Here is a 24,923-nt window from a genome sequence, read left to right as displayed (position 1 = left end):
ACATTTGCCATCGGCAAGCGGCTACTGGCCGGTTGGCATCATTTGTACGGCGGCGATGGCGCTCATGTCTTCGCAGCCGCCGCCCAACCGCATGCCGCGCACCGGGCAGGCGTCCAGATAATCGATGCCGACCGCCAGCTTAAGGTGCTGATTTGGCATGCGCGTATTGTTGGTCACGTCGAAGCTGTGCCAGCGTTCCTCCACCCACACTTCCGCCCAGGCATGGGTGGCGACATGGGTCGAGTCTTCGCTGTACAGGTAGCCGCTGACGTAGCGCGCCGGGATGTTCAGGCTGCGGCAGCAGCTCAGGAAGACATGCGTATGATCCTGACACACGCCGCTGCCGGCGGCGAACGCCTCGGCGGCGCTGTCTGTCACGCGCGTGGAGCCTGGGCTGTAAGGCATCTTCAGCAGCAGCTCGCCCATCAGATGTTCCAGGCCGCTCAGCACCGCCTGCGGTTGATGATAACGCAGGGCGAAGGCCTGAATGGCGTCATCGGGCTGGGTCAGCGGGCTATGGCGCAGAAATACCAGCGGCGACAGATGCCCGAGCGCCCGATCTTCGACGCCGTCTTCAATCTCCACTTCCCCGAGCACCCGAATGGTGATGGCCTGATGCGGTTCATCGAGCGTCAGCACGTGCAGTACGTTGCCGAAGGCGTCGGTGGTGCGCACCGCGTCATCCGGCAACGACAGTTGCCAGGAGAGGATGCGCTGATGCGGCGAATCCTGCGGCGTCAGCCGCAGATATTGGGTGCTGCGCTGCACCGGCTGGGCGTAGCGATAATGGGTGTTGTGCTCAATATTCAGTTTCATTGCGCCTCCAGATAAGTGTGATGGATGCTTTCGGCGATGCCGTTCACCTGGCCGAGAAAGGCGCTCAACCACTCGCCCAGGCCGATCTTGTTCAGATCCTTCATGCTGCTGAAGCGCAGCTCGGCATGCAGGGTGTGCGCCAGACGTCGCGGTTGGTTGGCGCCGCCGCCGATCAGTTCCAATTGCTGCACCATGTCGCCGACGCAGGCCAGCAGTGAACGCGGGATTTCATTGCGCAGAATCATCAGTTCGGCGATGGTCTCGCGGCTCAACGGCTGCTTGTAGATGCTGTGGTAGGCTTCGCGCGCGCTCACCGCCCGCAGCAGCGTGTCCATGCGGTAATATTCGCGCACCGGGTCGCCGTCGATGTCCATCAGCGTGTTCTTCACCTCCAGCAGACGGGCGGTGCCGTCGGCCCGCTCCAGCAGGGTGCCGAGACGGATAAAGCGCATGGCGTCGCTGCGCAGCAGCGTGCCGAACATGGCGCCGCGAAACAGATGGGCGCGCTCCTTCACCCAGTCGAAGAAGGCATCGGCACCCACCGAGCCGATGCCCTGGCGGCGGATCAGTTTCATCTCTATCCAGGTGGCGTTGATGCACTCCCAGACTTCGGACGACAGGCTGCCGCGCACCGCGTGGGCGTTGTTCCAGCCCATTTGCAGGCAGCTGAAGATGCTGCTGTGGTTGCGGTTGTCGAGCGCGAAGAAACTGACCAGATTGGGCATCGTCAATTCCGGGTAGGCGGCGGCATACAGCTGGCCGGTGCCGGTCAGATTGAGCGGCACCTGCAGATCCTGATCGCCGCCGTCGCGGATCGGCATCATCGACAGCTTGTTGGTGACGTCCAGCACCCGGGCGATGCTTTCCGCCCGCTCCAGATAGCGGGCCATCCAATAGAGTTCACTGGCGGTGCGGCTCAGCATAGGTCGTCCTCCAATACCCAGGTGTCCTTGGTGCCGCCGCCCTGCGACGAGTTCACCACCAGCGAACCTTCCGCCAACGCCACCCGGGTCAGGCCGCCGGGCACCAGGCGGATCTCCGCGCCGCTGAGGGCGAACGGCCGCAGATCGATATGCCGCGGCGCCAGACCGTCGTTGACGAAGGTCGGGCAGGTGGACAGCGCCAGCGTGTTTTGCGCAATGTAATTCTGCGGGCGAGCCAGCAGCAGAGCGCGGAAGCGGGCGAGCTCGTCCTTGCTCGCCGTAGGGCCGATCAACATGCCGTAGCCGCCGGCGCCGTGCACCTCTTTCACGACCATCTGTTCGAGGTTGGCCAGCACATACGACAGTTCGTTTTTATGTCGGCACTGCCAGGTTGGCACGTTGTTGAGGATCGGTTCCTCTTGCAGGTAGAAGCGCACCATATCCGGCACGTAGGGGTAGATCGATTTGTCGTCGGCCACGCCGGTGCCGATGGCGTTGGCCAGCACCACATTGCCGGCGCGATACACCGACAGCAGCCCCGGTACGCCGAGCATCGAGTCCGGCCGAAACGCCAGCGGATCGAGGAAGGCGTCGTCCACCCGACGATAGATCACGTCCACTTTGCACGGCCCGGCGGTGGTGCGCATGAACACCGCGCCGTCCTTGACGAACAGATCGGCGCTTTCGACCAGCTCCACCCCCATCTGCTGCGCCAGGAAACTGTGCTCAAAATAGGCGCTGTTGAAGCGGCCCGGCGTCAGCACCACCACGGTGGGATCGTTGATGGGCGAGCTTTCGCGCAGCGTTTGCAGCAGGTGCGACGGGTAGCGCTCCACCGGCGCGATGCGTTGCCGGGCGAACAGTTCCGGATACAGACGCATCATCATTTTGCGGTTTTCCAGCATGTAAGAGACGCCGGACGGGGTGCGCAAGTTATCTTCCAGCACGTAGTATTGGCCGTCGCTGTTGCGGACCATGTCCACGCCGACGATATGCGCATAGATATCGCGATGCAGATCAACACCTTGCATACAGGGTTGATACTGATCGTTGGCCAGCACCTGTTCTGCCGGAATGAGGCCGGCCTTCAGAATATGCTGCTGGTGGTAAATGTCGTGCAGGAAAGCGTTGAGCGCCTGTACGCGCTGGCGAATGCCGCGATCGAGCATCGCCCATTCGGCGGCCGGAATAATGCGCGGCACGCTGTCGAACGGGATCAACCGCTCGGCGCCGTCATCGTCGCCGTAGACGTTGAAGGTGATGCCCACCCGGTGAAACAGCAGCGCAGCCTCTTCCCGCTTGCGTTGCACGGCCTGGTGATCGGCCTGCTGCAGCCATTGCCAGTAGGCGTCGTAGTGGCCACGGTGTTTTCCCTCAGCCAGAAGCATCTCATCAAAAAACGGTGAAGCGGAAAGATTGATATTCAGCATCGTCACCTCGTCGACATTGCAGGCTGTCAATCAATCGAGCATAAAACGTGCCAAGGCGATAACGGGCGAAAATGGCGCAGAGCGGGGCTGCCGCGATGAAAAACGCCCGTTTGCGGTGCAGGTGCGGCCTAGCGACGCCTTAATATAGGGCGAAATGGCGGTGGCGGTGAGCGCTGAAGGCGCAGGGACGGCAGGCTGTCGGGGCAGAGCAGAAATAAAAACGGCCAGTCTGCACTGGCCGTCATTCGCGTGCGCGTCGATTAACGACGCACGGCGATGGCTTCGATTTCGATCTTCACGTCTTTCGGCAGACGCGCCACTTCCACGCAGGAGCGGGCCGGGAACGGCGCGCTGTGCTCGGTGAAGAAGGCTTCGTACGCGGCGTTGACGGTGGCGAAGTCGTTCAGGTCTTTCACGAACACGGTGGTTTTCACGATGTCGGCAACGCTCAGGCCGGCGGCTTCGACGATCGCCTTGACGTTTTCCAGCGACTGGCGCGCCTGAGCGGCCACGTCGTCGGCGACGGCGCCGGTTTTCGGATCGACCGGGATTTGGCCGGAAGTGATGATCATGCTGCCCAGATCAACGCCCTGCACGTAAGGACCAATGGCTGCCGGGGCGAGTTCAGTGCTGATGTTACGTGACATGTTTTCTCCTGATAAACGAGGATTGTTCTATCCAGAAATCCCATTATAGGGCGTCACCGGGAGAATAACAGCGCCATCTCCCGGCGCCCATACCGGGCTTAGTCGGCCTGCAGCACCACCTGGTGCTCGAACTCTTTTTCGCAGTAGCGGCACTTCAGGTGCACTTCGCCGCCGCGCGATTTGACGCTGAAGCTCGACGCCACTGGCTCGCTGCGGCTGATGCAGTTGCCATTCGGGCAGGTCAGCACGCCGTCGATGTGGTCCGGCAGGCTAAGGGTCAGTTTGCGCACCACTTCATAGTTGTCGATGCGGTTCACCGTGGCCTTCGGCGCGTACATCGCCAGCTGGTTGGCCTGCTGCTCGGTCAGGAAGGTGTTCTCGATCTTGATCAGATCCTTGCGGCCCAGCTCGTTGGAAGGCAGGTTCAGGCCGATGGTGATGCGCTGGTCGGTGGCGGTCAGCTTGAACAGCGTCAGCAGTTTGAAACCGATCTGCGCCGGAATGTGGTCGATCACCGTGCCGCATTTGATCGCTTCGACCTGCAGTTTGTTGTCGTGAGTCATGGCGGTTCCCCCTTAAAGAGCCAAATCTGCGTTGAGCACCAGCGCCAGCAGCGCCTGGCGGGCGAAGATGCCGTTGCCCGCCTGCTGGAAGTAGTAAGCGTGCGGCGTTTTATCCACGTCGGTGGCGATCTCGTCGATGCGCGGCAGCGGGTGCAGCACCTTGAGGTTGGCGCGCGCGCCGGCCAGATCCGCGGCGCGCAGCACGAACTGCGCCTTCACGTTGGCGTACTCGGACGGATCGAGGCGCTCTTTCTGCACCCGGGTCATGTAGAGAATATCCAGCTCCGGCACCACTTCTTCAATGCTGCCGTGCAGGCTGTACTCGATGCCTTTCTCGTCCAGCATTTTCAGGATGTAGGCCGGCATCGCCAGCGCGTCCGGGGCGATGAAGTAGAAGCGGTTGCCTTCGAACTTGGCCAGCGCCTGAGTGAGCGAGTGCACGGTGCGGCCGTACTTCAGGTCGCCGACCATGGCGATGCTGAGGTTGCTCAGGCGGCCCTGGGTTTCCTGGATGGTGAACAGATCCAGCAGGGTTTGGGTCGGGTGCTGGTTGGCGCCATCGCCGGCATTGAGCACCGGCACGTTGCCGGAGAACTCCGAGGCCATGCGCGCCGCGCCTTCCTGCGGATGGCGCATCACGATGGCATCCACGTAGGTGCTGATCACCGAGATGGTGTCGGCCAGGGTTTCGCCTTTCTTGCCGAGCGAGGTGTTGCTGCCGTCGGCGAAACCGACCACCGAGGCGCCGAGGCGGTGCATCGAGGTTTCGAACGACAGGCGGGTACGGGTCGAGGCTTCAAAGAAGCAGCTGGCGATCACCTTGTGTTTCAACAGTTCCGGCTGCGGGTTGGCTTTCAGACCGGCGGCGGTGCGCAGCACCAGCTCCAGATCCTCGCGGCTGAGATCGTTAATAGAGATGATGTGTTTGTGATACAGCGGGTTGGCCATTTTTCACTCCTCCTCGACGCGTGCCCGTGGCGCGGGACTTTGGGATATTCTCAAGGCAAAAAAAAGCCCCTCAATGAGGGGCTTGAAACGATCGGTTTAGCAACAGGAGAAACAACGGCAGCTGGCCGCCGATAGGCAGTCGGTTTTGTCGATTGCGGCTAACAAAACAAACGTCGTTTTTCATGCTTTCTCCTGGCAAATTGTGGCGCATTATACTCGCGCTTTTTGCCACTGCAAGCGTTAAAACGCCGTTTTTTGCCGCCCCGCAATCGATTGGCCGGCGATGGCCGCCCGCCGGCTATTTGCTGACGCGATCGTAGTAGACCATGTCGGCGTTCAGCCCTTGTTGATAGCCTTTGACGTTGTCGCGCAGCACCACTTCGGTTTTGGCCTGATCGATAAACACGTACGGCGAACTGCGCTGCAGCTCCTGCTGCATGGCGGTGTACAGCGCGCGGCGCTTGGCCGGATCGGCTTCGGCCAGCGCCGCCAGCGTCTGCTTATTCAACTGCGGGATCTGCCAGCCGTTCAGCCCGGCCACCGTGCTGCTCTTGCCGTCGTTGTAGGCGAAGGCGCTGGCGTTGGAGTGGGCGTCGAAGTAATCCGGGATCCACAGGCGGATCGCCGCCTGATGCTGCCTGGCGCGCACGCGGGAGTAAACCTGGCTGCCCGCGGCCGGCAGCAGCTCGATCTTCACGCCGGCGGCGGCGAAGCTGCCCTGCAGCGCCTGCGCGATGGTGATGAACGGCGGTTTGTTCTCCACGTCCAGCGTAAAGGCGGCGTGGGTGATGCCCGCCTTGGCCAGGATGGCTTTCGCCTTGGCCGGATCGTAGCTGAACGGGTTGGTCTCCAGCGCGCCCGGCAGCCCGACCGGCAGGAAGCTCTGGTGCACGAAGTATTGTCCCTTCAGCAGATCCTTCGTGATGCCTTGATAATCCACCAGGTAGCGCGCCGCCTCCCAGAAGGCCGGGTTGTTCAGCAGCGGATTGGCGCCGTTGCCGGCGTTGAACACCAGGTAGTTTTGTTCGGCGGACGGGATCTCCAGCACCTTGACGCCGGGCTGATTCTTCAGCGTATCGGTCTGGTCGGCGCCCAGTTCGCGGGCGATATCGGCGTCGCCCTGCTGGAGCAGCAGGCGGCGGGTAGCCGGATCCGGCACGTTTTTAATGATGATGTTTTTCAGCTGCGGCTTGTCGCCCGGCGTGGCGGGATTGGCGTCCAGCACGATCGCCTGATGCGGCTGATAGACGCGCATCTTGAACGGGCCGCTGCCGGCGGAGTGCATCTTCAGCCAGGCGTTGCCGAAGTCGCCGTCTTTGACGTTGGCCAGCGCCGCTTTGCTGTCGACGATCGAGGCGATCGGCGTCGAGAGGATATTCAGCGCCACCGCCGGGCTGACGTCCGCCGTCCAGCGCAGCTGCACGGTATGTTCGTCGATCTTCTTGAGCTGCGCGTCGATGTTGTCCGGCTGCCAACCGAGCACGTTGAGGATGAACGCCGGCGATTTGTTCATCTTGACCGCGCGGCTGTAGGAGAAGATCACGTCGTCGGCGGTCAGCGGGTTGCCGGAGGCGAACGCCGCCTGCGGCCGCAGTTTCACCGTCAGCGTTTTGGCCGCCGTATCGCTTTGCCAGCTTTCCGCCAGCACCGGCGCCACCTTGGCCGGATCGTCGCGATCCGCCTGCACCAATCGTTGATACAGGCTGGGCACCGTCTGGATGCTGGAGAGTTCGTTGGCTTCCGCCGGATCGAGGCTGACGATGTCATCCAGCGATTGCACCACCACCAGCGTATTCGGCGGCGTGGCGGCTAACGCGGCGGCGGGCAGGGCGGCGAGCAGGAACAGCGGCAAGAGTTTGGCTTTCATCGGTGTATATCCCCTGAAGGCGCCACAAGGTGGCGCTGAGAACGGTTTGTTATCGTTGGTTTTTACGGCGCGGGCGCCGTCGGCCTGTCACGGTAGAACCTTTGCCGGTGGTGGGCAAAGGTCAATGCGCTATTTGATATTCCTGGAATATATTAGCCGCCCTGGCCGGGGGCGCCAGGGCGGTGGAGGAGGATTGTCAGAGGGTTTCGCTCAGCGTGGCGACCAGCACCGCCTTGATGGTATGCAGCCGGTTTTCCGCCTGATCGAACACCACGCTGTGCGCCGACTCGAACACTTCGTCGGTCACTTCCATGCCGCCGTGCAGATCGTACTGTTGCGCCATCTGCTTGCCGAGCGTGGTTTGGTCGTCGTGGAACGCCGGCAGGCAGTGCAGGAACTTCACGTTCGGGTTGCCGGTCAGTTTCAGCATCGCCATGTTGACCTGATACGGCCGCAGCAGCGCAATACGCTCCTGCCAGGTCTCTTTCGGTTCGCCCATCGACACCCAGACGTCGGTGTAGAGGAAGTCGGCGTCTTGCACCCCTTCGGCGATGTCTTCGGTCAGGGTGAGTTTCGCGCCGGTTTGTTGCGCCAGCGCCTGGCACTCGGCCACCAGCTCCGGCTGCGGCCAGCAGGCCTTCGGCGCCACCAGCCGCAGATCCATGCCCGCCAGCGCGGCGGCTTCCAGCAGCGTGTTGCCCATGTTGTTGCGCGCGTCGCCGACGTACGCCAGCTTCACTTCGTTCAGCGCCTTGCCCGGCAGGTGTTCCTGCACGGTGAGCAGATCCGCCAGCAGCTGGGTGGGGTGGAACTCGTCGGTCAGGCCGTTCCACACCGGCACGCCGGCGTGCTGCGCCAGGGTTTCCACCAGCGCCTGGCCGTAACCGCGATACTGAATACCGTCGTACAGGCGGCCCAGCACCCGGGCGGTGTCTTTCATCGACTCTTTATGGCCGATCTGGCTGCCGCTTGGGCCGAGATAGGTCACCTGCGCACCCTGATCGAATGCGGCAACTTCGAAAGAGCATCGCGTGCGGGTCGAGTCTTTTTCGAAGATGAGCGCAATGTTTTTGCCCTGCAGCCGGCGCTGTTCCCGCCCCTGCTTCTTGGCCTGTTTCAGATCGGCCGCCAGCTTCAGCAGCGCCTGCAGTTCGGCGGGGGTGAAATCCATTAACCTCAGAAAGTGACGTTGGTAGAACGCATTGCCGGTGCTCATAGTCCGATTCCCTGATTGCTTAATTGAATTAAAATTCACTTTATATGTATGAATATTCAATTTCAACCCCGGCGAGGAAATCTTTCACGTTTATCGTGGAAGCAATGTCGGCGGTGTGTGAAAATAGAAGGAATGAAGGCCATTTGACTTGAGGATATAGGCATGGCAAACCGCGAATTGCTGGAAGAACAACGTGAAGAGACCCGCCTGATCATCGAAGAACTGCTGGAAGACGGCAGCGATCCGGACGCGCTCTACACCATCGAGCACCATCTGTCCGCCGAGAAATTTGAGGTTCTGGAGCAGGCCGCCGTTGAAGCCTTCAAGCTGGGCTACGAAGTGACCGACGCCGAAGAGCTGGAAGTGGAAGACGGTTCGCTGGTGATGTGCTGCGACGTGATCAGCGAAGTCGGCCTGAACGCCGAGCTGATCGACGCCCAGGTCGAGCAGTTGGTGGCGCTGGCGGAACGCTGCGGCGTCAACTACGACGGCTGGGGCACCTACTTCGAAGATCCGAACGGTGAAGACGGTGAGGATGACGAAGACGGCGACTACATCGACGAAGACGACGACGGCAAACGCCACTGATTCCTTTCCGATTAATGCCTGTGGGCCGGCTCTCGCCGGCCCCTGATAAACGCCATGACATACCAATCCCTGCTAGCCCCGATTTTAAGCTTCCTGCACTGTGAAACCCCCGACGCCTGGATCGACGCCGCGCGCCGTCCGGAAAATCTGCAGCTATTGCTGACCGACCACCTGGTGTGTGAGCTGAAAGCCGCGCAGACCGGCATGTGGCTGATCCGCCGTTACGTGGCGGACAAAGAGAGCGGCGACGCGCTGTTGGCGCTGCTGCGGCCCTACGAGGCGTTTCTGCACGAAGCGCAGGGCGCGCCGGACACGCTGTTCCGCCAGGGCCAGTTCACCCGCAAGATCCTGCCGAAAAACGGCTCGGCCTACGGCCAGGATCTGGCGGATCGCATGGTGCTGTTGATCAAGGAAGAGCTGCATCACTTCTCGCAGGTGCTGGAGATCATGCAGGCGCGCGGGATCCCGTATCGCAAGATCACCGCCAGCCGCTACGCCAAGGGCATGATCCGCGAGATCCGTACCCACGATCCGGCGACGTTGATCGACAAACTGATCTGTGGCGCCTACATCGAAGCGCGATCCTGCGAACGCTTCGCCAAGCTGGCGCCACACCTGGACGATGAGCTGAACCGCTTTTACGTCTCGCTGCTGCGATCCGAAGCGCGCCATTATCAGGACTACCTGACATTGGCCGAGCAGATCGCCGGCGGCGACATCAGCGAACGGGTGGCGCATTTCGGCCGCCTCGAAGCTGAACTGATCCTGTCGCCGGACAGCGAGCTGCGCTTCCACAGCGGCGTGCCCGCCGCCGCCTGAGGTTGAGGCGCGCCCTTACTGCGGCGCGCCCAGCAGCAGATCCACCGCCTTTTCCGCCAGCATGATGGTCGGCGCATTGGTGTTGCCGCTGGTGAGCTGCGGCATCACCGAGCAGTCGATCACCCGCAGCTGCTCGAAACCGTGCACCCGCAGCTGCGGATCGGTCACCGCGTCCTGGGGCGACGGCCCCATGCGGCAGCTGCCCACCGGGTGATACACCGTCTTGCAGAAGTTGCGCACGAACTCCTCCAGCTGCGCTTCGTCGCGCGTCCACTCCGGCTGCGGCATCAGCAGATCTTTGATCAGCGGCTTCAGCGCCGCGGTTTGCAGGAAATCCAGGCCGAACTTCACCGCGCGCACGCTGCCGGCCAGATCGTCCGGGTGGCCGAGGTAGTTGGCGTGCAGCTTGACCGGATCGCGCGGGTTGCTGCTGCGCAGCAGCACTTCGCCGCGCGCCTTCGGCTGCAGGTAACCGACCTTGAGCGTAAAGCCGTGAATGTTCGGCAGCGGCTCGCCGGGCACGTCGTCCCAGCTGTCCAGCAGCGGCAGGAAGTGGATCTGCACGTCCGGCCGGCCGTCGCCCTGGCTGTCGGTGAAGGCGGCGCCTTCCAGCACGTTGGACGAGAGCACCCCGCTGCGAAACGCCAGCCACTGCGCGCCGTGGCTCAGCGCCTGCAGGCCGCGATCGGCGCCGAACAGGCTGATCGGCTCGCGGGTGCTGACGTTGATCGACATGTGCAGATGGTCATGGAAGTTTTTGCCCACCGGCAGATCCGCCCGCACCTCGATGCCCAACTGCTGCAGGTGGTCACGCGGGCCGATGCCGGACAGCATCAGCAGCTTCGGCGAACCGACCGCGCCGGCGCTGACGATCACCTCTTTGGTGGCGCGCGCGGTGACTTCCGCGCCGCCGTTCTGGCTGTAGACCACGCCGGTGGCGACGTTGCCCTCGAAGGTCAGCCGGTGCGCCAGGGCGTTCAGTTTCACCACCAGCCGCCGTTCGTCGCGCACCGCCTTCAGGTAGGTGCGGGCGGTGCTGGCGCGCTCGCCGTTGTGGGTGGTGGTTTGGTAGAAACCGACGCCGTGCTGGCTGTCGCCGTTGAAGTCGTTGCGATAGGGCAGGTTCAGCTCCTGGCCGGCGCGGATAAACGCCATGCTGAGCGGGTGGCGGTAGCGATTCTCGCTGACCGGCAGCAGCCCGTCGGCGCCGTGGTAGTCGTCCGACAGGCTTTCGTTGGCTTCGGCGCGTTTGAAGTAGGGCAGCACCTCGCGGTAGCTCCAGCCGGTGCAGCCGTAGCGCTCGGCCCAGTCGTCGTAGTCCTGCGGCTGGCCGCGCAGGTAGATCATGCCGTTGACCGAACTGCTGCCGCCCAGCACCTTGCCCTGCGCGATCTGCATGCGGCGGTTATTGGCGTGCGGTTCCGGCTCCGTTTCATAGGGCCAGCTTTTTTTGGCGATGATCTTGGCCACCCCGGCCGGCATCTTAATGAACAGGTTATTGTCGTCGCCGCCGGCTTCCAGCAGCAGCACCCGCGCCTGGGTGCGGCGGATCAGCTGCGCCGCCAGCACGCAGCCGGCGGAACCGGCGCCGACGATGATGTAATCAAAGGTATTTTCCGACATGACAGCTCTCCGTGCGCGATTGGGATACTGGCAGAGTAACGCGGGGGAAAAGGCGGTCAATTTGCGATCGTTAATTTATTAACGAACTTCACATTAAATTTACATCGTGGTTTTTAACGTCAGTTTATCTGCTTGAAAAACGGCGTTATAGCGAGTTTTACTGATTGATTGCGATATTAATAAAAAAGGCGCAGCAAGCTGCGCCCTGATGAAGAGGCGGGGGAGGATTACAGCGTTTTCAGCATGGTGACTTCACAATCGACGTGGCCGGTGGCGCCCATCGTATGGTCGATGTGTTCGAAGCCCAGATGTTCGTACAGCGCAACGGCCTGCGTCAGGCTGGCGGTGGTCTCGAGGTAACAACAGCGGAAGCCGTGCTGGCGGGCGAAATCCAGCGCCTGCAGCGCCAGGCGTTTCGCCAATCCCTTGCCGCGCAACACCGGCAGGAAATACATCTTCTGCAATTCGCAAATATCGTCTGCGCCGCCCTGCAGCGGCGCGATGCCGCCGCCGCCGGCGACCTGGCCGTCCATCTCGATCACCCAGTAAGCGCTGCGCGGCAGGCTATAGAGCTGATACAGGGCATCCAGGTTGGGATCGGAGACGGTATAGCCTTTATCCGCCGTCAGGCCGTGCTCGGCGGAGACTTCGCGAATGACGTGAGCAATGGCGGCATTGTCTTCCGCCGTGATGGGGCGCACCAGCAGGCGCGCCGGAGTTGCTGTTGTCATGTTTACACTCGCCATTGAAAGAGACCACGTTCGTTTTTCGTTTTTATCGCAGCGCGAAACGCGCCGGGGGTTATTTCCCGGCGGCGTCCCTGCAGCAGTAATATCTTGTAATAACATCTAACCCGGCCCGGATGCAACGGCGATAAAAAAACAGCGGGGAAGACCCCGCTGTTTTCAGGCGTTGGCGTGAGCCGGTGGATTACAGCGCGGCGATGGTCGCCTGCTGTTCCTGCAGCTTCACTTTGCCTTCTTTGCAGGCCGCCAGGCGATCGCGCTCTTTGGCGACCACCGCTTCCGGCGCGCGCGCCACGAAGCCTTCGTTCGCCAGCTTGCCTTCGATCGAAGCGATTTCCGCATCCAGCTTGCCCATCTCTTTGGCCAGACGCGCGATCTCGGCGTCCTTGTCGATGAAACCGGCCATCGGGATCAGCAGCTCGGCGCCGTCCACCAGCTTGGTGACGGAGACCGGGCCTTTCTCACCGGCCGGCAGCAGCGCGATGGATCCCAGGCGCGCCAGGCGGGCGATAAAGTTCTGGTTCTCCTGCACGCGGCGCTGGGCGTCGGCGCTGCAGTTGCGCAGCAGCACGTCGAGCGCTTTGCTTGGCGCGATGTTCATCTCGGCGCGGATGTTGCGCACGGCGATGATGGTTTGCTTGATCCACTCCAGATCGTTCAGCGCCTGCTCGTCTTCCAGCGCGGCGTCGTAGGCCGGGAACGGCTGCAGCATGATGGTGTCTGCGGTCGTGCCGGTCAGCGGCTTCACGCGCTGCCAGATGGTTTCGGTGATGAACGGAATGATCGGGTGCGCCAGGCGCAGCAGCGCTTCCAGCACGGTGATCAGCGTGTGGCGGGTGCCGCGCTGTTCCGCTTCGCTGCCGTTGCTCACGACAGGCTTGGTCAGCTCCAGATACCAGTCGCAGAACTGGTTCCAGGTGAATTCGTACAGGATGTTGGCCGCCAGATCGAAGCGGTAGGTATCCAGCGCTTCGCGGTAGGCTTTCACCGTGCGGTTGAATTCGGCCAGGATCCAGCGATCCGCCAGCGACAGCACTTTCTCGCCGCCGTTGAAGCCGCAGTCGTGCGCTTCGGTGTTCATCAGCACGAAGCGGCTGGCGTTCCACAGCTTGTTACAGAAGTTGCGGTAGCCTTCCAGGCGCTTCATGTCCCAGTTGATGTCGCGGCCGGTCGAGGCCAGCGCCGCCAGGGTGAAGCGCAGGGCGTCGGTGCCGTGCGGCTCGATGCCGTTCGGGAACTGCTTCTCGGTGCGCTTGCGGATCTTCTCCGCCAGCTGCGGCTGCATCATGTTGCCGGTGCGTTTTTCCAGCAGATCTTCCAGCGAGATGCCGTCGACCATGTCCAGCGGATCGATCACGTTGCCTTTCGACTTGGACATCTTCTGGCCTTCGTCGTCGCGGATAAGACCGGTCATGTAGACGGTCTTGAACGGCACCTGCGGCTTGCCGTTTTCATCCTTGATGAAGTGCATGGTCAGCATGATCATGCGCGCGATCCAGAAGAAGATGATGTCGAAGCCGCTGACCATCACGCTGGTCGGGTGGAAGGTTTTCAGCGCGTCGGTCTGCTCCGGCCAGCCCAGGGTGGAGAAGGTCCACAGGCCGGACGAGAACCAGGTGTCCAGCACGTCTTCGTCCTGGGTTAGCACCACGTCGGCGCCCAGGTTGTTCTCGCTGCGCACTTCTTCTTCGCTGCGGCCCACGTAGACTTTGCCGTTCACGTCGTACCAGGCCGGGATGCGGTGGCCCCACCACAGCTGACGCGAGATGCACCAGTCCTGAATGTCGCGCATCCAGCTGAAGTACATGTTTTCGTACTGCTTCGGCACGAACTCGATTTGGCCCTGTTCGACCGCTTCCACCGCCACTTTGGCCAGCGGCGCGGTGCGCACGTACCATTGGTCGGTCAGCATCGGCTCGATCACCACGCCGCCGCGGTCGCCGTAAGGCACCGTCAGGTCGTGCGGTTTAATCTCGTCCAGCAGGCCCAGATTTTCGAAGGCGGCAACCACCGCTTTACGCGCCGCGAAGCGCTCCAGGCCGCGGAACTCGGCCGGGATCTCGTTGCAGTAGTCGGTGCAGACTTCGCCCAGGGTGTTGAACACTTCCGCTTCCTGACGGATGTCGCCGTCGAAGGTCAGAATGTTGATCATCGGCAGGCCGTGGCGCTTGCCGACTTCGTAGTCGTTGAAATCGTGCGCCGGGGTGATCTTCACGCAGCCGGTGCCTTTTTCCATATCGGCGTGTTCGTCGCCGACGATGCGGATGCGGCGGCCGACCAGCGGCAGAATAATCTCTTTGCCGATCAGGTCTTTATAGCGCGGATCTTCCGGGTTGACCGCCACGCCGGTATCGCCCAGCACGGTTTCCGGACGGGTGGTGGCGACCACCAGGTAGTCTTTGCCCTCGGCGGTTTTCGCGCCGTCGGCCAGCGGGTAGCGCAGGTGCCACATCGAGCCTTTGGATTCGCGGTTTTCCACTTCCAGATCGGAGATGGCGGTGCGCAGCTTCGGATCCCAGTTCACCAGGCGCTTGCCGCGGTAGATCAGATCTTCTTTGTGCAGACGGACAAACACTTCGCGCACCGCGTTCGACAGGCCTTCGTCCATGGTGAAGCGCTCGCGCTCCCAGTCCACGGAGTTGCCCAGACGGCGCATCTGGCGGGTGATGGTGCCGCCGGATTCCGCTTTCCACTGCCAGATCTTGTCGATGAACGCGTCACGGCCGTAGTCGTGGCGGGTTTTGCCTTCTTCTGCGGCGATCTTGCGTTCCACCACCATCTGGGTGGCGATGCCGGCATGGTCGGTGCCCGCCTGCCACAGGGTGTTTTTACCCTGCATGCGCTGATAGCGAATCATGGTGTCCATGATGGTCTGCTGGAACGCGTGGCCCATGTGCAGGCTGCCGGTGACGTTCGGCGGCGGGATCATGATGCAGAAGCTTTCCTGGCTGGTATCGCCGTTCGGCTTGAAGTAACCCTGATTCTCCCAGTGATCGTACAGCTTCTGTTCGATCTGTTTTGGGTCGTATGCGGTATCGAGCTGACTGTTTGTCTTTTCCATTCTTTATCGTATTCAGTGAGTTGGCGGCGTAGCCGTGGTCAAATGGAAGCCGACGCTGCGATAGGCCTTGTAACGGTCGCGCGCCAACTGTTTCAGAGTGTCTTCGTAAGGAACGAAGTCTACCACTTCATGGAAAGCGGTAGCAAAATCGGCAAACTGCGGCAGCAAGGCGATCAGCAGATCGCGCGGGGCGTTGCCGCGCTTGCCGGGCCAGCACAGTTCCACCGGCGCGCCGTAGTGCGGCCCTTCGCCGGCCAGGTTGTGCGGCACGAATTCATGCGGCTCGCGCTGCCACAGCGCTTCGTCCAGCCGCTGGGCCTGCTCCTGGCTCTCGCAGGCGATCAGCACCCGCTTGCCGGAACGGAAGCCGCTGGCGGCAACAGCGCAGGCCACGGCCTCATGGGCGCTGAGCGCGCCTGACGGTTCCGCGTTGTCGAGCAAATAAAACGTCGCCTGTTTCATTAAGGATCCACCGCTGCCGATAAAAAAACAGGGCACAACATGTAGGTTGCGCCCTTTTTGGGAACGGAGCAGATAACTCTACCCCTTCGCTGCTGAGAGGATTATATACCCAATAGATTTCAAGTTGCAGCTAGGCGGCAAGTTCGTTCATCCCCAGGAGCTGACATCAAGTCAGTGACTGGGGTGAACGAATGCGGCCAACAACGCTGCGGCTTGAAAGATGAAGGGTATTTAATCGTCGCCGTTCAGGCCTGCACGGTTGAGCAAGAACTGCGACAGCAGCGCTACCGGGCGGCCGGTCGCGCCCTTGGCTTTACCGGAGCGCCAGGCGGTGCCGGCGATATCCAGGTGCGCCCAGGTGTACTTGCGGGTGAAGCGCGACAGGAAGCAGGCGGCGGTGATGGCGCCGCCTGGGCGGCCACCGATGTTCGCCATGTCGGCGAAGTTGGAGTCCAGCTGCTCGTAATACTCGTCGGCCATCGGCAAACGCCAGGCGCGGTCGCCGGCCTGCTCGGAAGCGCCCAGCAGCTCGTGCGCCAGCGGGTTGTGGTTCGACATCAGGCCGGTGATGTGGTGGCCCAGGGCGATCACGCAGGCGCCGGTCAGGGTGGCGATGTCGATCACCAGCTCCGGCTCGAAGCGCTCGACGTAGGTCAGGGTATCGCACAGCACCAGACGGCCTTCGGCGTCGGTGTTGAGCACCTCGACGGTCTGGCCGGACATGGTGGTCAGCACGTCGCCCGGACGATACGCCCGGCCGCCCGGCATGTTTTCACAGCCGGCCAGCACGCCGATCACGTTCAGCGGCAGGTTCAGCTCCGCCACCACGCGCATCACGCCGTACACGGTTGCCGCGCCGCACATGTCGTATTTCATCTCGTCCATGCCGTCGGCCGGTTTGATCGAGATGCCGCCGGAGTCGAAGGTTAGCCCTTTGCCTACCAGCACGATCGGCTTAGCGTCCGGATTTGGGTTGCCCTTATATTCCATCACCGACATCAATGATTCGTTCTGCGAACCGGCGCCGACCGCCAGATAGGCGTTCATGCCCAGCTCTTTCATCTGCTGTTCGCCGATGACGCGGGTGGTGATGTTGGTGCTGAAGGCGTCCGCCAGCTGACGGGCCTGCGAGGCCAGGTAGCCGGCGTTACAGATGTTCGGCGGCATGTTGCCGAGATCTTTGGCCGCCTTGATGCCGGAAGCCACCGCCAGGCCGTGCTGAATCGCGCGCTCGCCGCTGGTGAGCTCACGGCGGGTCGGCACGTTGAACACCATTTTGCGCAGCGGACGACGCGGCTCCACCTTGTTGCTTTTCAGCTGATCGAAGGTGTAGAGCGTCTCTTTGGCGGTTTCTACCGCCTGACGCACTTTCCAGTAGGTGTTGCGGCCTTTCACGTGCAGCTCGGTCAGGAAGCAGACCGCTTCCATTGAGCCGGTGTCGTTGAGGGTATTGATGGTTTTCTGGATCACCTGCTTGTATTGGCGCTCATCGAGCTCGCGCTCTTTGCCGCAGCCGATCAGCAGGATGCGCTCGGAGAGAATGTTGGGCACATGGTGCAGTAGCAGCGTCTGCCCGACCTTGCCTTCCAGTTCGCCACGGCGCAGCAATGCGCTGATATAACCATCACTGATTTTGTCGAGTTGTTCTGCGATAGGGGACAGGCGGCGCGGTTCGAAAACGCCGACTACAATACAGGCACTGCGCTGTTTTTCCGGGCTACCGCTTTTTACACTGAACTCCATGCACTCTCCTGAATCTTAAAGACAAAGGCGGACGCTACGGCTAGAATAACCGACTCCGTAACGATCTCCTGCCATTTGAGTTAACGGATTATGTTAACCTGAACGGCATAAATTGCTCTGTTTTGGCGACTATAAGCAAGTTCCTATAGGACACCCAAACGGCTTGATGTTGTAATACTATTTTAGCTGTGAAGGTTGCCATATGATGAGAATAAATGGCGGATTAACGATGAAATTATCGATTTTCCTGCAAAAAGACAAGTTTTCACAGGCGTAATAAGCGTGATCATCATAAGATATCTGGTACGGGAAACGCTCAAGAGCCAAATCGCCATCCTGTTCATCCTGCTTCTGATCTTCTTTTGTCAGAACCTGGTCAGGGTGTTGGGCGACGCGGTGGACGGCAATATCCCGACAAACTTAGTACTCTCTCTGCTCGCGTTGGGCGTGCCGAAAATGGCGCAGCTCATCCTGCCTTTGAGCCTGTTTCTCGGCTTGTTGATGACGCTTGGGCGGTTGTATACCGAGAGCGAAATCACCGTCATGCACGCCTGCGGGCTGGGCAAGCGCACCCTGATTATCGCCGCCATGATCCTGGCGCTGCTCACCTCTGCGGTCGCGGCGGTGAACGTATTTTGGGCCGGCCCCTGGGCCTCGCGCTATCAGGACGTGGTGGTGAACGAAGCCAAGGCCAACCCGAGCATCGCCGGGCTGGCGGAAGGGCAGTTCAAACCCTCGCAGGACGGCAACGCGGTGCTGTTTATCGGCAACGTGAAGGGCAGCACCTTTAACGACGTGTTCCTGGCGCAGCTGCGGCCGAACGGCAACCAACGCCCGTCGGTGGTGGTGGCCGAGCACGGCAACATCGTGCAGCAGAAAGACGGCTCGCAGGTGGTGACGCTCGACAAGGGCACGCGTTTTGAAGGCACCGCGCTGCTGCGCGACTTCCGCATTACCGACTTCACCGACTACAAGGCGGTGATTGGCCACCGCACCGTGGCGGCGGACAACACCGAATCCGAACAGATGTCGATGCAGACGCTGTGGGAATCCGACGATCCGGACGCGCGCGCCGAGTTCCACTGGCGCCTGACGCTGGTGGTGTCGGTGGCGCTGATGGCGCTGCTGGTGGTGCCGCTCAGCGTGGTGAACCCGCGCCAGGGCCGCGTGCTGAGCATGCTGCCGGCCATCCTGCTGTATCTGATCTTCTTCCTGCTGCAGACCTCGCTGCGCTCCAACGCCGGCAAGGGCAAGCTGGATCCGATGCTGTGGCTGTGGCTGGTTAACGGCGTTTACTTCGCGATCGCGCTGGCGCTGAACCTGTGGGATACCGTGCCGATGCGCAAGCTGCGCGCACGCCTGAGAGGAGCGGCCTGATGTTTGGCGTATTAGACAGGTATATCGGTAAAACGATTTTCAACACCATCATCATGACGCTGTTCATGCTGGTGTCGCTGTCCGGCATCATCAAGTTCGTCGATCAGCTGCGCAAGGTCGGCCAGGGCGAATACACCGCGCTGAGCGCCGGCATGTACACCCTGCTGAGCGTGCCGAAAGACATCGAGATCTTCTTCCCGATGGCGGCGCTGCTCGGCGCGCTGCTCGGCCTGGGCCAACTGGCGACGCGCAGCGAACTGGTGGTGATGCAGGCTTCCGGCTTCACCCGCCTGCAGATCGCCGGCTCGGTGATGAAAACCGCCATTCCGCTGGTGCTGCTGACCATGGCGATCGGCGAGTGGGTGGCGCCGCAGGGCGAGCAGATGGCACGCAACTATCGCGCCCAGCAGATGTACGGCGGCTCGCTGCTCTCCACCAAAAGCGGGCTGTGGGCGAAGGACGGCAACGACTTCATCTACATCGAGCGCGTCTCCGGCGATAAAGAACTCTCCGGCGTGAACATCTACCACTTCAACGATCAGCGTCGCCTCGAGACGGTGCGCTATGCGGCCACCGCCAGCTTCGAGAACGGCCTGTGGCAGCTTTCGCAGGTGGACACCTCGGATCTGACCAACCCGAAACAGGTGACCGGCACCCAGACGCTGACCGGCGAATGGAAAACCAACCTGACCCCGGACAAACTGGGCGTGGTGGCGCTGGATCCGGATTCGCTCTCCATCAGCGGGCTGCACAACTACGTGAAGTACCTGAAGCAGAGCGGCCAGGAAGCCAACCGTTACCAGCTCAACATGTGGAGCAAAATCTTCTCGCCGCTGTCGGTGGCGGTGATGATGCTGATGGCGCTGTCGTTCATCTTCGGCCCGCTGCGCAGCGTGCCGATGGGCATCCGCGTGGTGACCGGCATCAGCTTCGGCTTCCTGTTCTACGTGCTGGATCAGATCTTCGGCCCGCTGAGCCTGGTGTACAGCATGCCGCCAGTGCTGGGCGCGCTGCTGCCGAGCATGCTGTTCCTGCTGATCAGCGTGTATATGCTGCTCAAACGCAAGTAGCGGGGCAAGCGGTAGTGAAGAAAGGCGTGGCCGCGGGGCCGCGCCTTTTTTGTGGGTGCGGCATGCCCCCCGCCTGCGGTTTTTGTCGTGCTATAGTCACCTCAGCGGCAATGCAGGGAGAGGGAGCTGGCAGCCAATGGAAGATGAATATAATCTCAGCAACATTATCGGCAAGCGCCTGGAAACGGCACTAGGGGAGTTGGGCGATCTCCTGTGGGCGTATGTGGTGCTATCCAAAAAAGACATTGCCTGCATCTTTGGCGTCACCAACTACCCGAGTGAATGGGTAAAAAAGTATCAAGAGCAGGGGTTGCAGTACATTGATCCGGTAGTGCTTACCGCCCGCAACCGCCTGACCCCGTTCGCCTGGGACGAGCAAATCATGGCCGACGCAGGGCTGCACTTTCCCGAACTGTTCGAACAGGCCCGCGAGTTTGGCGTGACGCACGGCTATACCTTCGTGCTGCACGATTACAACGACAACCTCGTCACGCTTTCCTTTGCCTTCAATGCGGAACAGAAAACGGAAGCCATTCAGGCGCTCACCGATCGTAAAGGTGATATTTCGGTATTGCTGGCCTCAATCCATGAGTCCTATCTGGCGCTGTCCCCACTGACAGCAAAAAACGCCGCAGCCCTGGAGAGAAACGCCCGCTTTACCGACAGGGAAAACGAGATCCTCTATTGGGCCAGCGTGGGTAAAACCTACCAGGAAACGGCGATGATCCTGGGCATAAAGACCGGCACCATCAAGTTTCATATGTCCAACGTCGTCAAAAAGTTGGGGGTGACGAATGCCCGACATGCCGTGCGTCTGGGGATGGAGCTGCGGCTGATTAAACCGGTGGAGTGATGGGCTAGCTAGCCTGTGGAATACTGAGGCAACGACTGCGCAGAACTCATCAGCCGGGATACGTCTAAATGGAGAAAATATCGGCTGGCGAACAGCGTCTTTCGATTCGGGAAATGACGGGCGTTAAATCGGTATTGAGTTGGCCGCGTGGCGATTAACGTGAAGGCCGCAATAGCGTATCGGCTCCGATCTCTGCGATATGAAATAATCACCACACTGAACTTATAAAGGTCTAGTAAGGGACTGTACTTTAGTCTAACTAGTTTCGCACCTCTTGAGGCGATACACTTTCCCGGTAATGTTTTGATAAAAAATACAAAAAAAAACCTGACCGCGTAGGGCCAGGTTGCCAATATTGGCCAACACCAGGGAAAATTTTCTTGCACCATCTTAAAGCTATTAACTCCGCAGAGGCAAGCGATCTCAGCTGGTTTTTAGGCATTAACCAGCCATTTTGTTAGGTATGTGCGCTATTTTCTGGTGATTTAAGATAAAACCCATCTAATAGAATTATTCTTTCTCCTTTGAGAGCACCATTCCAATTTTTTTATTTCCTGCCTGATATCTACCAATGAAAAAATAGTGTTCTCGAAATGTTGCGCAACCTCATTCTTTATTGACTGACACATTGTTATGCAATTATTTGCAGCATTGCCATTGCGGCTGGGGATTATTTTATTTTTGATAGGCGCTGGTGGCTATGAGGAGGGAGGCTGGCGCGGCCTTCCGCGTAGCGGGTTCCTGAACCTGTTTCGCTAGCTGGCGAGCGGTTCTGGCTAGTGGGAGTGAGTGATGTACGGCACATGAATCATCATTGCTCTGTGCGACGAGGCTGGAATCGGATGGTATTGCGTGAGTGTGGCGCCTGATCCTGGATGCTCGTTGCAACAGCCTGTGGATGTAGCATGTTCATCACCAACGTGGTTGGGAAGGGCGCGCAGCGGTAAGGCGGGGAGGACAAACGTGTGTTGCGGCGGTTTTTTCGACACTTAACTCATTGAACAACGGATAAGTGTTGCGTGCTGGTCGCGGGAAGGTATAATTCACCCGTTTTCCGCATACTACTTCAGTGCCGAAGTGGCGAAATCGGTAGACGCAGTTGATTCAAAATCAACCGTAGAGATACGTGCCGGTTCGAGTCCGGCCTTCGGCACCATTAAGTAGCGCGCGAACAAGAAGCCACCGAAAGGTGGTTTTTTTGTGCCTGGAATCTGCCCGCCACCACTACCTGCCTATTTTCACTCTGTATTGACGCATTTCTCATCCCCGTAAAAACCGGATCTTCCTGATGCTTTCCTAAGGCCTATCTGATTGACCTTAAAGGCTAAAATGGCGTTTCATTGAACTCTTTCGGATCAAGGAGTTCCAGGATGGAGCCACAACAGGAAGGGAGCACGCGGGTGTTAACGCCGGGCGAAGTCAATCTGGCGCGTTCGGTGTTTGGCAGCACCATTTTCTATCAGACCGTATTGGTTCACTGCGACAGCTATCTGCCGTTTGGGCTACAGAATCAGTACACGGCGATGAGCCCGAATGGAGAGTTGTATTTTCGCAGGTCACTCTATGAGAGAGATTATGCGAGCCAGGATCCTGAAGCTCAGCATCTTTTTATTCATGAGATGGCACACGTTTGGCAGCACCAGAAGGGCATGTGGGTACGTACCCATGGGCTTCTCAGTTGGGCGGTAAGTTATCAATATCGGCTTGATCAACCTTTGCTGCGCCACTACAGTATGGAACAGCAAGCATCGATAATTGCGGACTATTTCATACTCAAGAGATATGGGGCGAATACCTTCTTCCGCTTGCCAAACAGGAAACTCATCGGGGTAGTGGACAGACGGACATTGTCACAATATCAACCCATCATCAGAAGCGCAGGGCTGCCGCTATGAGAAAATATTTATTCCTTCTTCTTCCTCTTTTTATCTCGGGTTGTCCAACGGGTGACAGGTTTAACCTCTATCAAGTACAAAGTAAGATCGTAGACGGTAAAGTCTGCGTCTTTTTTAATGAGAATGATATCGTAAAAAACGAATCCATACTGAATATCGCCATCTGGAAACAGGGCGGGGATGACTACGTATACGAAAAATCATATGCATACAGCCCGATAACGTTGGAGGCCAACAAGTGTGTTCCAGGTATCGGTGAATTTAGTTTTATCGCCGGTGAAGGATACACCGTTTTGGTAAAAACACCGCTGAATTCATATCGAACCAGTTTTGTTGTGATGAAGAAAGGTGAAAGTATTATGTTGAAGCCCGATTAGAGTTTAACGATATTTTTCAGCTAATTATTGTCATGAGAATAATTTATTAATTCTATAGGAATTCAATCGGTAACTGGAAGCGCAGGGCTGCCACTATGAAAAAACTCCTCTTACTCTTTATCCCTCTTTTTATCTCTGGTTGCCCGGGGGATAAAGTCAATTTACGCCCGGCAAAAGCAACGACTGTAGGTAGCAAAATCTGCGTTTTTGTTGATAAGGATGACATGGAAAGAGAAGAGTCCATTCTGAAAGTAGCCATATGGAAATATGGCAATGATAATTATGTCTATGAAAAGTCATATGCAAATACGCCTGTCGCGTTGGAACCGGGGAAGTGTGTGCCCGGCATCGGTGAGTATGATTTTATCCCTGGTGAAGGATACAGTGTTATTGTCAGTACACCTTTACATCCGTATGAAGCTAGGTTTGTCGTGTGGAAACGGGGTGAGGAGGTTATGTTGGAGCCGTATTAGGTTTTAATGTGATAGCGAAATAGATCATCGCACTGATAATGAATTTTATTTCTTTCTAAATGGTGCTATTCATGAAGGTGATAGGAATATATGTGTTGCTAGGATTAATTAAAATGATTTTTCTAGCTGTTTAAAATTCTTTTCTCTATGAAAAGTTAGCAGCTACTTACGACGGTGCATCCATAGCTGCTATATCAGGATGATTAACTAGCTATCTTTTTCCCTTTCTTATTTTTCAAATAACTGATTGCATCATCTAACCATTCTGGCTGTTTTAAACTATCTACAAACCATATTACGAACTTTTCAGAGTATCTATGTCTCTTGTCAATTTCAAAATGCATAGGGGACTTCTTATTGTTTTGAATTTTGTGTTTACTAATTACAGCTCTGAATGAATATCGAGTGATCGAGAACTCACTTTGCTGATTGTTTATTCTTTCAATGGCTGTCCCTTCATAATAAGGATGGGTAATATCGGGATCTCTGACCTCTCTAATAATAATGGCATTATGGCCTTTCTCACCTATGCCTAATGACAAATCACTCTCTTTAGTATTTTTTGTTAGCGTTAACTTATAGTCCACTGGTATTGTGAATTCTACAGAATCATATTCACTTGCATTTTTATTGAATCTTCCCAGAAACTCTTCAGCTACTGCTGCTGTCATACTCCCATAGTTTTCTTTAATAATAGAGATATCACTCTGTGGACCATCAATAACTAAGCTGAGCATTCCAATGCTTTGGCCTGATAACGGTGATGAACCTGTTTCATTTAAATATCGCTGTTGATAGTTCAGTACATTTGCTTGGAAGAGTCTTGACAACTCGGGCTGTAATTCAGGGATAAGTAAGTGTATCGCGCTATCTCGTAATTCAACTAGTGTTTCTAGATTCTTCCTGACGGGATCATTCTGTTGTAATCTTTTATTTAGTGCATCACTTATACTAATCGAATGGCCACTAGACTTGAATACAGTATCCAAACTTAGCGCTTTAATTAATTCAGCCTTAAGCAATAATTCCCACGCATTGATTGAAAGAATGCAAAATGCTTCAACACGGTTATCTAAGCTTGGCCTGTTATATACTTCAAGTGAAAGGATGAAAGCATCTAAACTGCGCTTTAATAGTCCTTTATATATCTTCAACTCAGGTGTGACGGTTTTTGCTTTCAAAGATTGAGACATCATTCTTATAAAATCATCATTTGATAATTTTAATAGCCCATCACATCGCCATTCTTTTTCATTGATTGGGTGTAAGTAAACGCCGTTTAACTTTTCATTAATATATTTTCTGATGCTATTTTCATTGTAGCCGGTAGAGTTAACAAGATCTTTTATAGAGAACTTATGATTGTTTTTTTCATGTAACCTAAGTGAGTCCAAGAGTTTCAACTGTTTTGTTGAACGATTCATCA

22 protein-coding genes and 1 tRNA gene are annotated in these 24,923 nt (G+C 58.1%); 9 read left to right on the top strand and 14 right to left on the bottom strand.

Annotated elements, in window-relative coordinates; all coding sequences use genetic code 11:
• Positions 1 to 21: 21 nt before the first annotated feature.
• From ACMGF9_RS21270 to argF, 8 genes are all read right to left on the bottom strand, one after another.
• Positions 22 to 816 (bottom strand): transglutaminase family protein, encoded by a 795-nt coding sequence (locus ACMGF9_RS21270; protein WP_004933384.1) that lies wholly within the window; start codon positions 814 to 816, stop codon positions 22 to 24.
• Complete coding sequence (locus tag ACMGF9_RS21265; protein WP_004933382.1) at positions 813 to 1,739, bottom strand: alpha-E domain-containing protein; 927 nt, start codon at positions 1,737 to 1,739, stop codon at positions 813 to 815. Before ACMGF9_RS21265 ends, ACMGF9_RS21270 begins: the two co-directional genes overlap by 4 nt.
• Positions 1,733 to 3,169 carry a circularly permuted type 2 ATP-grasp protein gene (locus ACMGF9_RS21260; RefSeq protein ID WP_015376454.1) on the bottom strand — a complete coding sequence of 479 codons (1,437 nt, stop codon included), beginning with the start codon at positions 3,167 to 3,169 and terminating at the stop codon, positions 1,733 to 1,735. Before ACMGF9_RS21260 ends, ACMGF9_RS21265 begins: the two co-directional genes overlap by 7 nt.
• Before the next feature lie 260 nt (positions 3,170 to 3,429).
• Complete coding sequence (ridA, locus tag ACMGF9_RS21255) at positions 3,430 to 3,816, bottom strand: 2-iminobutanoate/2-iminopropanoate deaminase (protein ID WP_015376455.1); 387 nt, start codon at positions 3,814 to 3,816, stop codon at positions 3,430 to 3,432.
• A gap of 98 nt (positions 3,817 to 3,914) precedes the next feature.
• The gene (gene pyrI / locus ACMGF9_RS21250) at positions 3,915 to 4,379 is read right to left on the bottom strand and encodes an aspartate carbamoyltransferase regulatory subunit (RefSeq protein ID WP_004933377.1); all 465 of its coding nucleotides are present in this window, start codon (positions 4,377 to 4,379) and stop codon (positions 3,915 to 3,917) included.
• Positions 4,380 to 4,391: 12 nt separating this feature from the next.
• Positions 4,392 to 5,327 carry an aspartate carbamoyltransferase gene (gene pyrB / locus ACMGF9_RS21245; RefSeq protein ID WP_019453297.1) on the bottom strand — a complete coding sequence of 312 codons (936 nt, stop codon included), beginning with the start codon at positions 5,325 to 5,327 and terminating at the stop codon, positions 4,392 to 4,394.
• Positions 5,328 to 5,625: 298 nt separating this feature from the next.
• Complete coding sequence (locus ACMGF9_RS21240; RefSeq protein ID WP_015376457.1) at positions 5,626 to 7,194, bottom strand: ABC transporter substrate-binding protein; 1,569 nt, start codon at positions 7,192 to 7,194, stop codon at positions 5,626 to 5,628.
• A gap of 196 nt (positions 7,195 to 7,390) precedes the next feature.
• Positions 7,391 to 8,410: an ornithine carbamoyltransferase gene (argF, locus tag ACMGF9_RS21235; protein WP_015376458.1), complete on the bottom strand. Its 1,020-nt coding sequence runs from the start codon at positions 8,408 to 8,410 to the stop codon at positions 7,391 to 7,393.
• A 162-nt stretch (positions 8,411 to 8,572) separates the two neighbouring features.
• Between argF and rraB the strand changes: the two genes are divergently transcribed.
• Positions 8,573 to 8,998 (top strand): ribonuclease E inhibitor RraB, encoded by a 426-nt coding sequence (gene rraB, locus ACMGF9_RS21230; RefSeq protein ID WP_004933365.1) that lies wholly within the window; start codon positions 8,573 to 8,575, stop codon positions 8,996 to 8,998.
• A 54-nt stretch (positions 8,999 to 9,052) separates the two neighbouring features.
• Positions 9,053 to 9,817 (top strand): tRNA isopentenyl-2-thiomethyl-A-37 hydroxylase MiaE, encoded by a 765-nt coding sequence (gene miaE, locus ACMGF9_RS21225; protein WP_015376459.1) that lies wholly within the window; start codon positions 9,053 to 9,055, stop codon positions 9,815 to 9,817.
• Positions 9,818 to 9,832: 15 nt separating this feature from the next.
• Here the strand turns inward: miaE and ACMGF9_RS21220 are convergent, their stop codons facing one another.
• The 5 genes from ACMGF9_RS21220 to pepA all read right to left on the bottom strand — a co-directional run bounded on the left by ACMGF9_RS21220 (position 9,833) and on the right by pepA (position 17,452).
• Positions 9,833 to 11,440, bottom strand: a complete 1,608-nt coding sequence (locus ACMGF9_RS21220) for a GMC family oxidoreductase (RefSeq protein WP_021504213.1) — start codon at positions 11,438 to 11,440, stop codon at positions 9,833 to 9,835.
• Positions 11,441 to 11,667: 227 nt separating this feature from the next.
• Positions 11,668 to 12,171 (bottom strand): GNAT family N-acetyltransferase, encoded by a 504-nt coding sequence (locus ACMGF9_RS21215; protein ID WP_015376461.1) that lies wholly within the window; start codon positions 12,169 to 12,171, stop codon positions 11,668 to 11,670.
• Positions 12,172 to 12,370: 199 nt separating this feature from the next.
• Positions 12,371 to 15,247, bottom strand: coding sequence for a valine--tRNA ligase (locus tag ACMGF9_RS21210; protein WP_154870185.1), 2,877 nt, complete (start codon positions 15,245 to 15,247; stop codon positions 12,371 to 12,373).
• A 12-nt stretch (positions 15,248 to 15,259) separates the two neighbouring features.
• Entirely contained in the window at positions 15,260 to 15,709 is a 450-nt protein-coding gene (locus ACMGF9_RS21205; RefSeq protein ID WP_025305119.1) for a DNA polymerase III subunit chi, read from the bottom strand.
• A gap of 231 nt (positions 15,710 to 15,940) precedes the next feature.
• Positions 15,941 to 17,452 carry a leucyl aminopeptidase gene (gene pepA, locus ACMGF9_RS21200; protein ID WP_004933352.1) on the bottom strand — a complete coding sequence of 504 codons (1,512 nt, stop codon included), beginning with the start codon at positions 17,450 to 17,452 and terminating at the stop codon, positions 15,941 to 15,943.
• Positions 17,453 to 17,734: 282 nt separating this feature from the next.
• Here pepA and lptF point away from each other — a divergent pair, with 282 nt between their 5' ends.
• The 7 genes from lptF to ACMGF9_RS21165 all read left to right on the top strand — a co-directional run bounded on the left by lptF (position 17,735) and on the right by ACMGF9_RS21165 (position 23,497).
• Positions 17,735 to 18,829 (top strand): LPS export ABC transporter permease LptF, encoded by a 1,095-nt coding sequence (gene lptF / locus ACMGF9_RS21195; protein WP_044029829.1) that lies wholly within the window; start codon positions 17,735 to 17,737, stop codon positions 18,827 to 18,829.
• Positions 18,829 to 19,899 (top strand): LPS export ABC transporter permease LptG, encoded by a 1,071-nt coding sequence (gene lptG, locus ACMGF9_RS21190; protein WP_016929273.1) that lies wholly within the window; start codon positions 18,829 to 18,831, stop codon positions 19,897 to 19,899. The genes lptF and lptG overlap by 1 nt, the downstream gene beginning before the upstream one ends.
• A 136-nt stretch (positions 19,900 to 20,035) precedes the next feature.
• The gene (locus tag ACMGF9_RS21185; protein WP_021504209.1) at positions 20,036 to 20,752 is read left to right on the top strand and encodes an autoinducer binding domain-containing protein; all 717 of its coding nucleotides are present in this window, start codon (positions 20,036 to 20,038) and stop codon (positions 20,750 to 20,752) included.
• 1,071 nt (positions 20,753 to 21,823) lie between these two features.
• Positions 21,824 to 21,908: transfer RNA gene (locus ACMGF9_RS21180), tRNA-Leu, on the top strand.
• Between the two features lie 214 nt (positions 21,909 to 22,122).
• On the top strand, positions 22,123 to 22,647 hold the full coding sequence (locus tag ACMGF9_RS21175) for a type IV secretion protein Rhs (protein WP_118892496.1): 525 nt from the start codon (positions 22,123 to 22,125) through the stop codon (positions 22,645 to 22,647).
• Positions 22,644 to 23,024, top strand: a complete 381-nt coding sequence (locus ACMGF9_RS21170; protein WP_103085886.1) for a putative T6SS immunity periplasmic lipoprotein — start codon at positions 22,644 to 22,646, stop codon at positions 23,022 to 23,024. The genes ACMGF9_RS21175 and ACMGF9_RS21170 overlap by 4 nt, the downstream gene beginning before the upstream one ends.
• Before the next feature lie 95 nt (positions 23,025 to 23,119).
• The gene (locus ACMGF9_RS21165) at positions 23,120 to 23,497 is read left to right on the top strand and encodes a putative T6SS immunity periplasmic lipoprotein (RefSeq protein ID WP_118892495.1); all 378 of its coding nucleotides are present in this window, start codon (positions 23,120 to 23,122) and stop codon (positions 23,495 to 23,497) included.
• 203 nt (positions 23,498 to 23,700) lie between these two features.
• On the opposite strand, the gene ACMGF9_RS21160 is transcribed toward ACMGF9_RS21165, so the two are convergent.
• Positions 23,701 to 24,921: a DUF3644 domain-containing protein gene (locus ACMGF9_RS21160; RefSeq protein ID WP_118892494.1), complete on the bottom strand. Its 1,221-nt coding sequence runs from the start codon at positions 24,919 to 24,921 to the stop codon at positions 23,701 to 23,703.
• Between the last annotated feature and the right edge of the window lie 2 nt (positions 24,922 to 24,923).

The organism is Serratia sp. BNK-23, from assembly GCF_047456145.1.
GTDB classification, from domain to species: domain Bacteria; phylum Pseudomonadota; class Gammaproteobacteria; order Enterobacterales; family Enterobacteriaceae; genus Serratia; species Serratia nematodiphila.
Note: the sequence above shows the minus strand (reverse complement) of the source record. Positions and strands in the feature narration are given on the sequence as shown.

What these genes read in the sequence shown, in the direction of transcription:
- ACMGF9_RS21270 (WP_004933384.1), bottom strand. Translation starts at nt 816, where the DNA reads ATGAAACTGAATATTGAGCACAACACCCATTATCGCTACGCCCAGCCG.
- ACMGF9_RS21265 (WP_004933382.1), bottom strand. Translation starts at nt 1,739, where the DNA reads ATGCTGAGCCGCACCGCCAGTGAACTCTATTGGATGGCCCGCTATCTG.
- ACMGF9_RS21260 (WP_015376454.1), bottom strand. Translation starts at nt 3,169, where the DNA reads ATGCTGAATATCAATCTTTCCGCTTCACCGTTTTTTGATGAGATGCTT.
- ridA (WP_015376455.1), bottom strand. Translation starts at nt 3,816, where the DNA reads ATGTCACGTAACATCAGCACTGAACTCGCCCCGGCAGCCATTGGTCCT.
- pyrI (WP_004933377.1), bottom strand. Translation starts at nt 4,379, where the DNA reads ATGACTCACGACAACAAACTGCAGGTCGAAGCGATCAAATGCGGCACG.
- pyrB (WP_019453297.1), bottom strand. Translation starts at nt 5,327, where the DNA reads ATGGCCAACCCGCTGTATCACAAACACATCATCTCTATTAACGATCTC.
- ACMGF9_RS21240 (WP_015376457.1), bottom strand. Translation starts at nt 7,194, where the DNA reads ATGAAAGCCAAACTCTTGCCGCTGTTCCTGCTCGCCGCCCTGCCCGCC.
- argF (WP_015376458.1), bottom strand. Translation starts at nt 8,410, where the DNA reads ATGAGCACCGGCAATGCGTTCTACCAACGTCACTTTCTGAGGTTAATG.
- rraB (WP_004933365.1), top strand. Translation starts at nt 8,573, where the DNA reads ATGGCAAACCGCGAATTGCTGGAAGAACAACGTGAAGAGACCCGCCTG.
- miaE (WP_015376459.1), top strand. Translation starts at nt 9,053, where the DNA reads ATGACATACCAATCCCTGCTAGCCCCGATTTTAAGCTTCCTGCACTGT.
- ACMGF9_RS21220 (WP_021504213.1), bottom strand. Translation starts at nt 11,440, where the DNA reads ATGTCGGAAAATACCTTTGATTACATCATCGTCGGCGCCGGTTCCGCC.
- ACMGF9_RS21215 (WP_015376461.1), bottom strand. Translation starts at nt 12,171, where the DNA reads ATGACAACAGCAACTCCGGCGCGCCTGCTGGTGCGCCCCATCACGGCG.
- ACMGF9_RS21210 (WP_154870185.1), bottom strand. Translation starts at nt 15,247, where the DNA reads ATGGAAAAGACAAACAGTCAGCTCGATACCGCATACGACCCAAAACAG.
- ACMGF9_RS21205 (WP_025305119.1), bottom strand. Translation starts at nt 15,709, where the DNA reads ATGAAACAGGCGACGTTTTATTTGCTCGACAACGCGGAACCGTCAGGC.
- pepA (WP_004933352.1), bottom strand. Translation starts at nt 17,452, where the DNA reads ATGGAGTTCAGTGTAAAAAGCGGTAGCCCGGAAAAACAGCGCAGTGCC.
- lptG (WP_016929273.1), top strand. Translation starts at nt 18,829, where the DNA reads ATGTTTGGCGTATTAGACAGGTATATCGGTAAAACGATTTTCAACACC.
- ACMGF9_RS21185 (WP_021504209.1), top strand. Translation starts at nt 20,036, where the DNA reads ATGGAAGATGAATATAATCTCAGCAACATTATCGGCAAGCGCCTGGAA.
- ACMGF9_RS21175 (WP_118892496.1), top strand. Translation starts at nt 22,123, where the DNA reads ATGGAGCCACAACAGGAAGGGAGCACGCGGGTGTTAACGCCGGGCGAA.
- ACMGF9_RS21170 (WP_103085886.1), top strand. Translation starts at nt 22,644, where the DNA reads ATGAGAAAATATTTATTCCTTCTTCTTCCTCTTTTTATCTCGGGTTGT.
- ACMGF9_RS21165 (WP_118892495.1), top strand. Translation starts at nt 23,120, where the DNA reads ATGAAAAAACTCCTCTTACTCTTTATCCCTCTTTTTATCTCTGGTTGC.
- ACMGF9_RS21160 (WP_118892494.1), bottom strand. Translation starts at nt 24,921, where the DNA reads ATGAATCGTTCAACAAAACAGTTGAAACTCTTGGACTCACTTAGGTTA.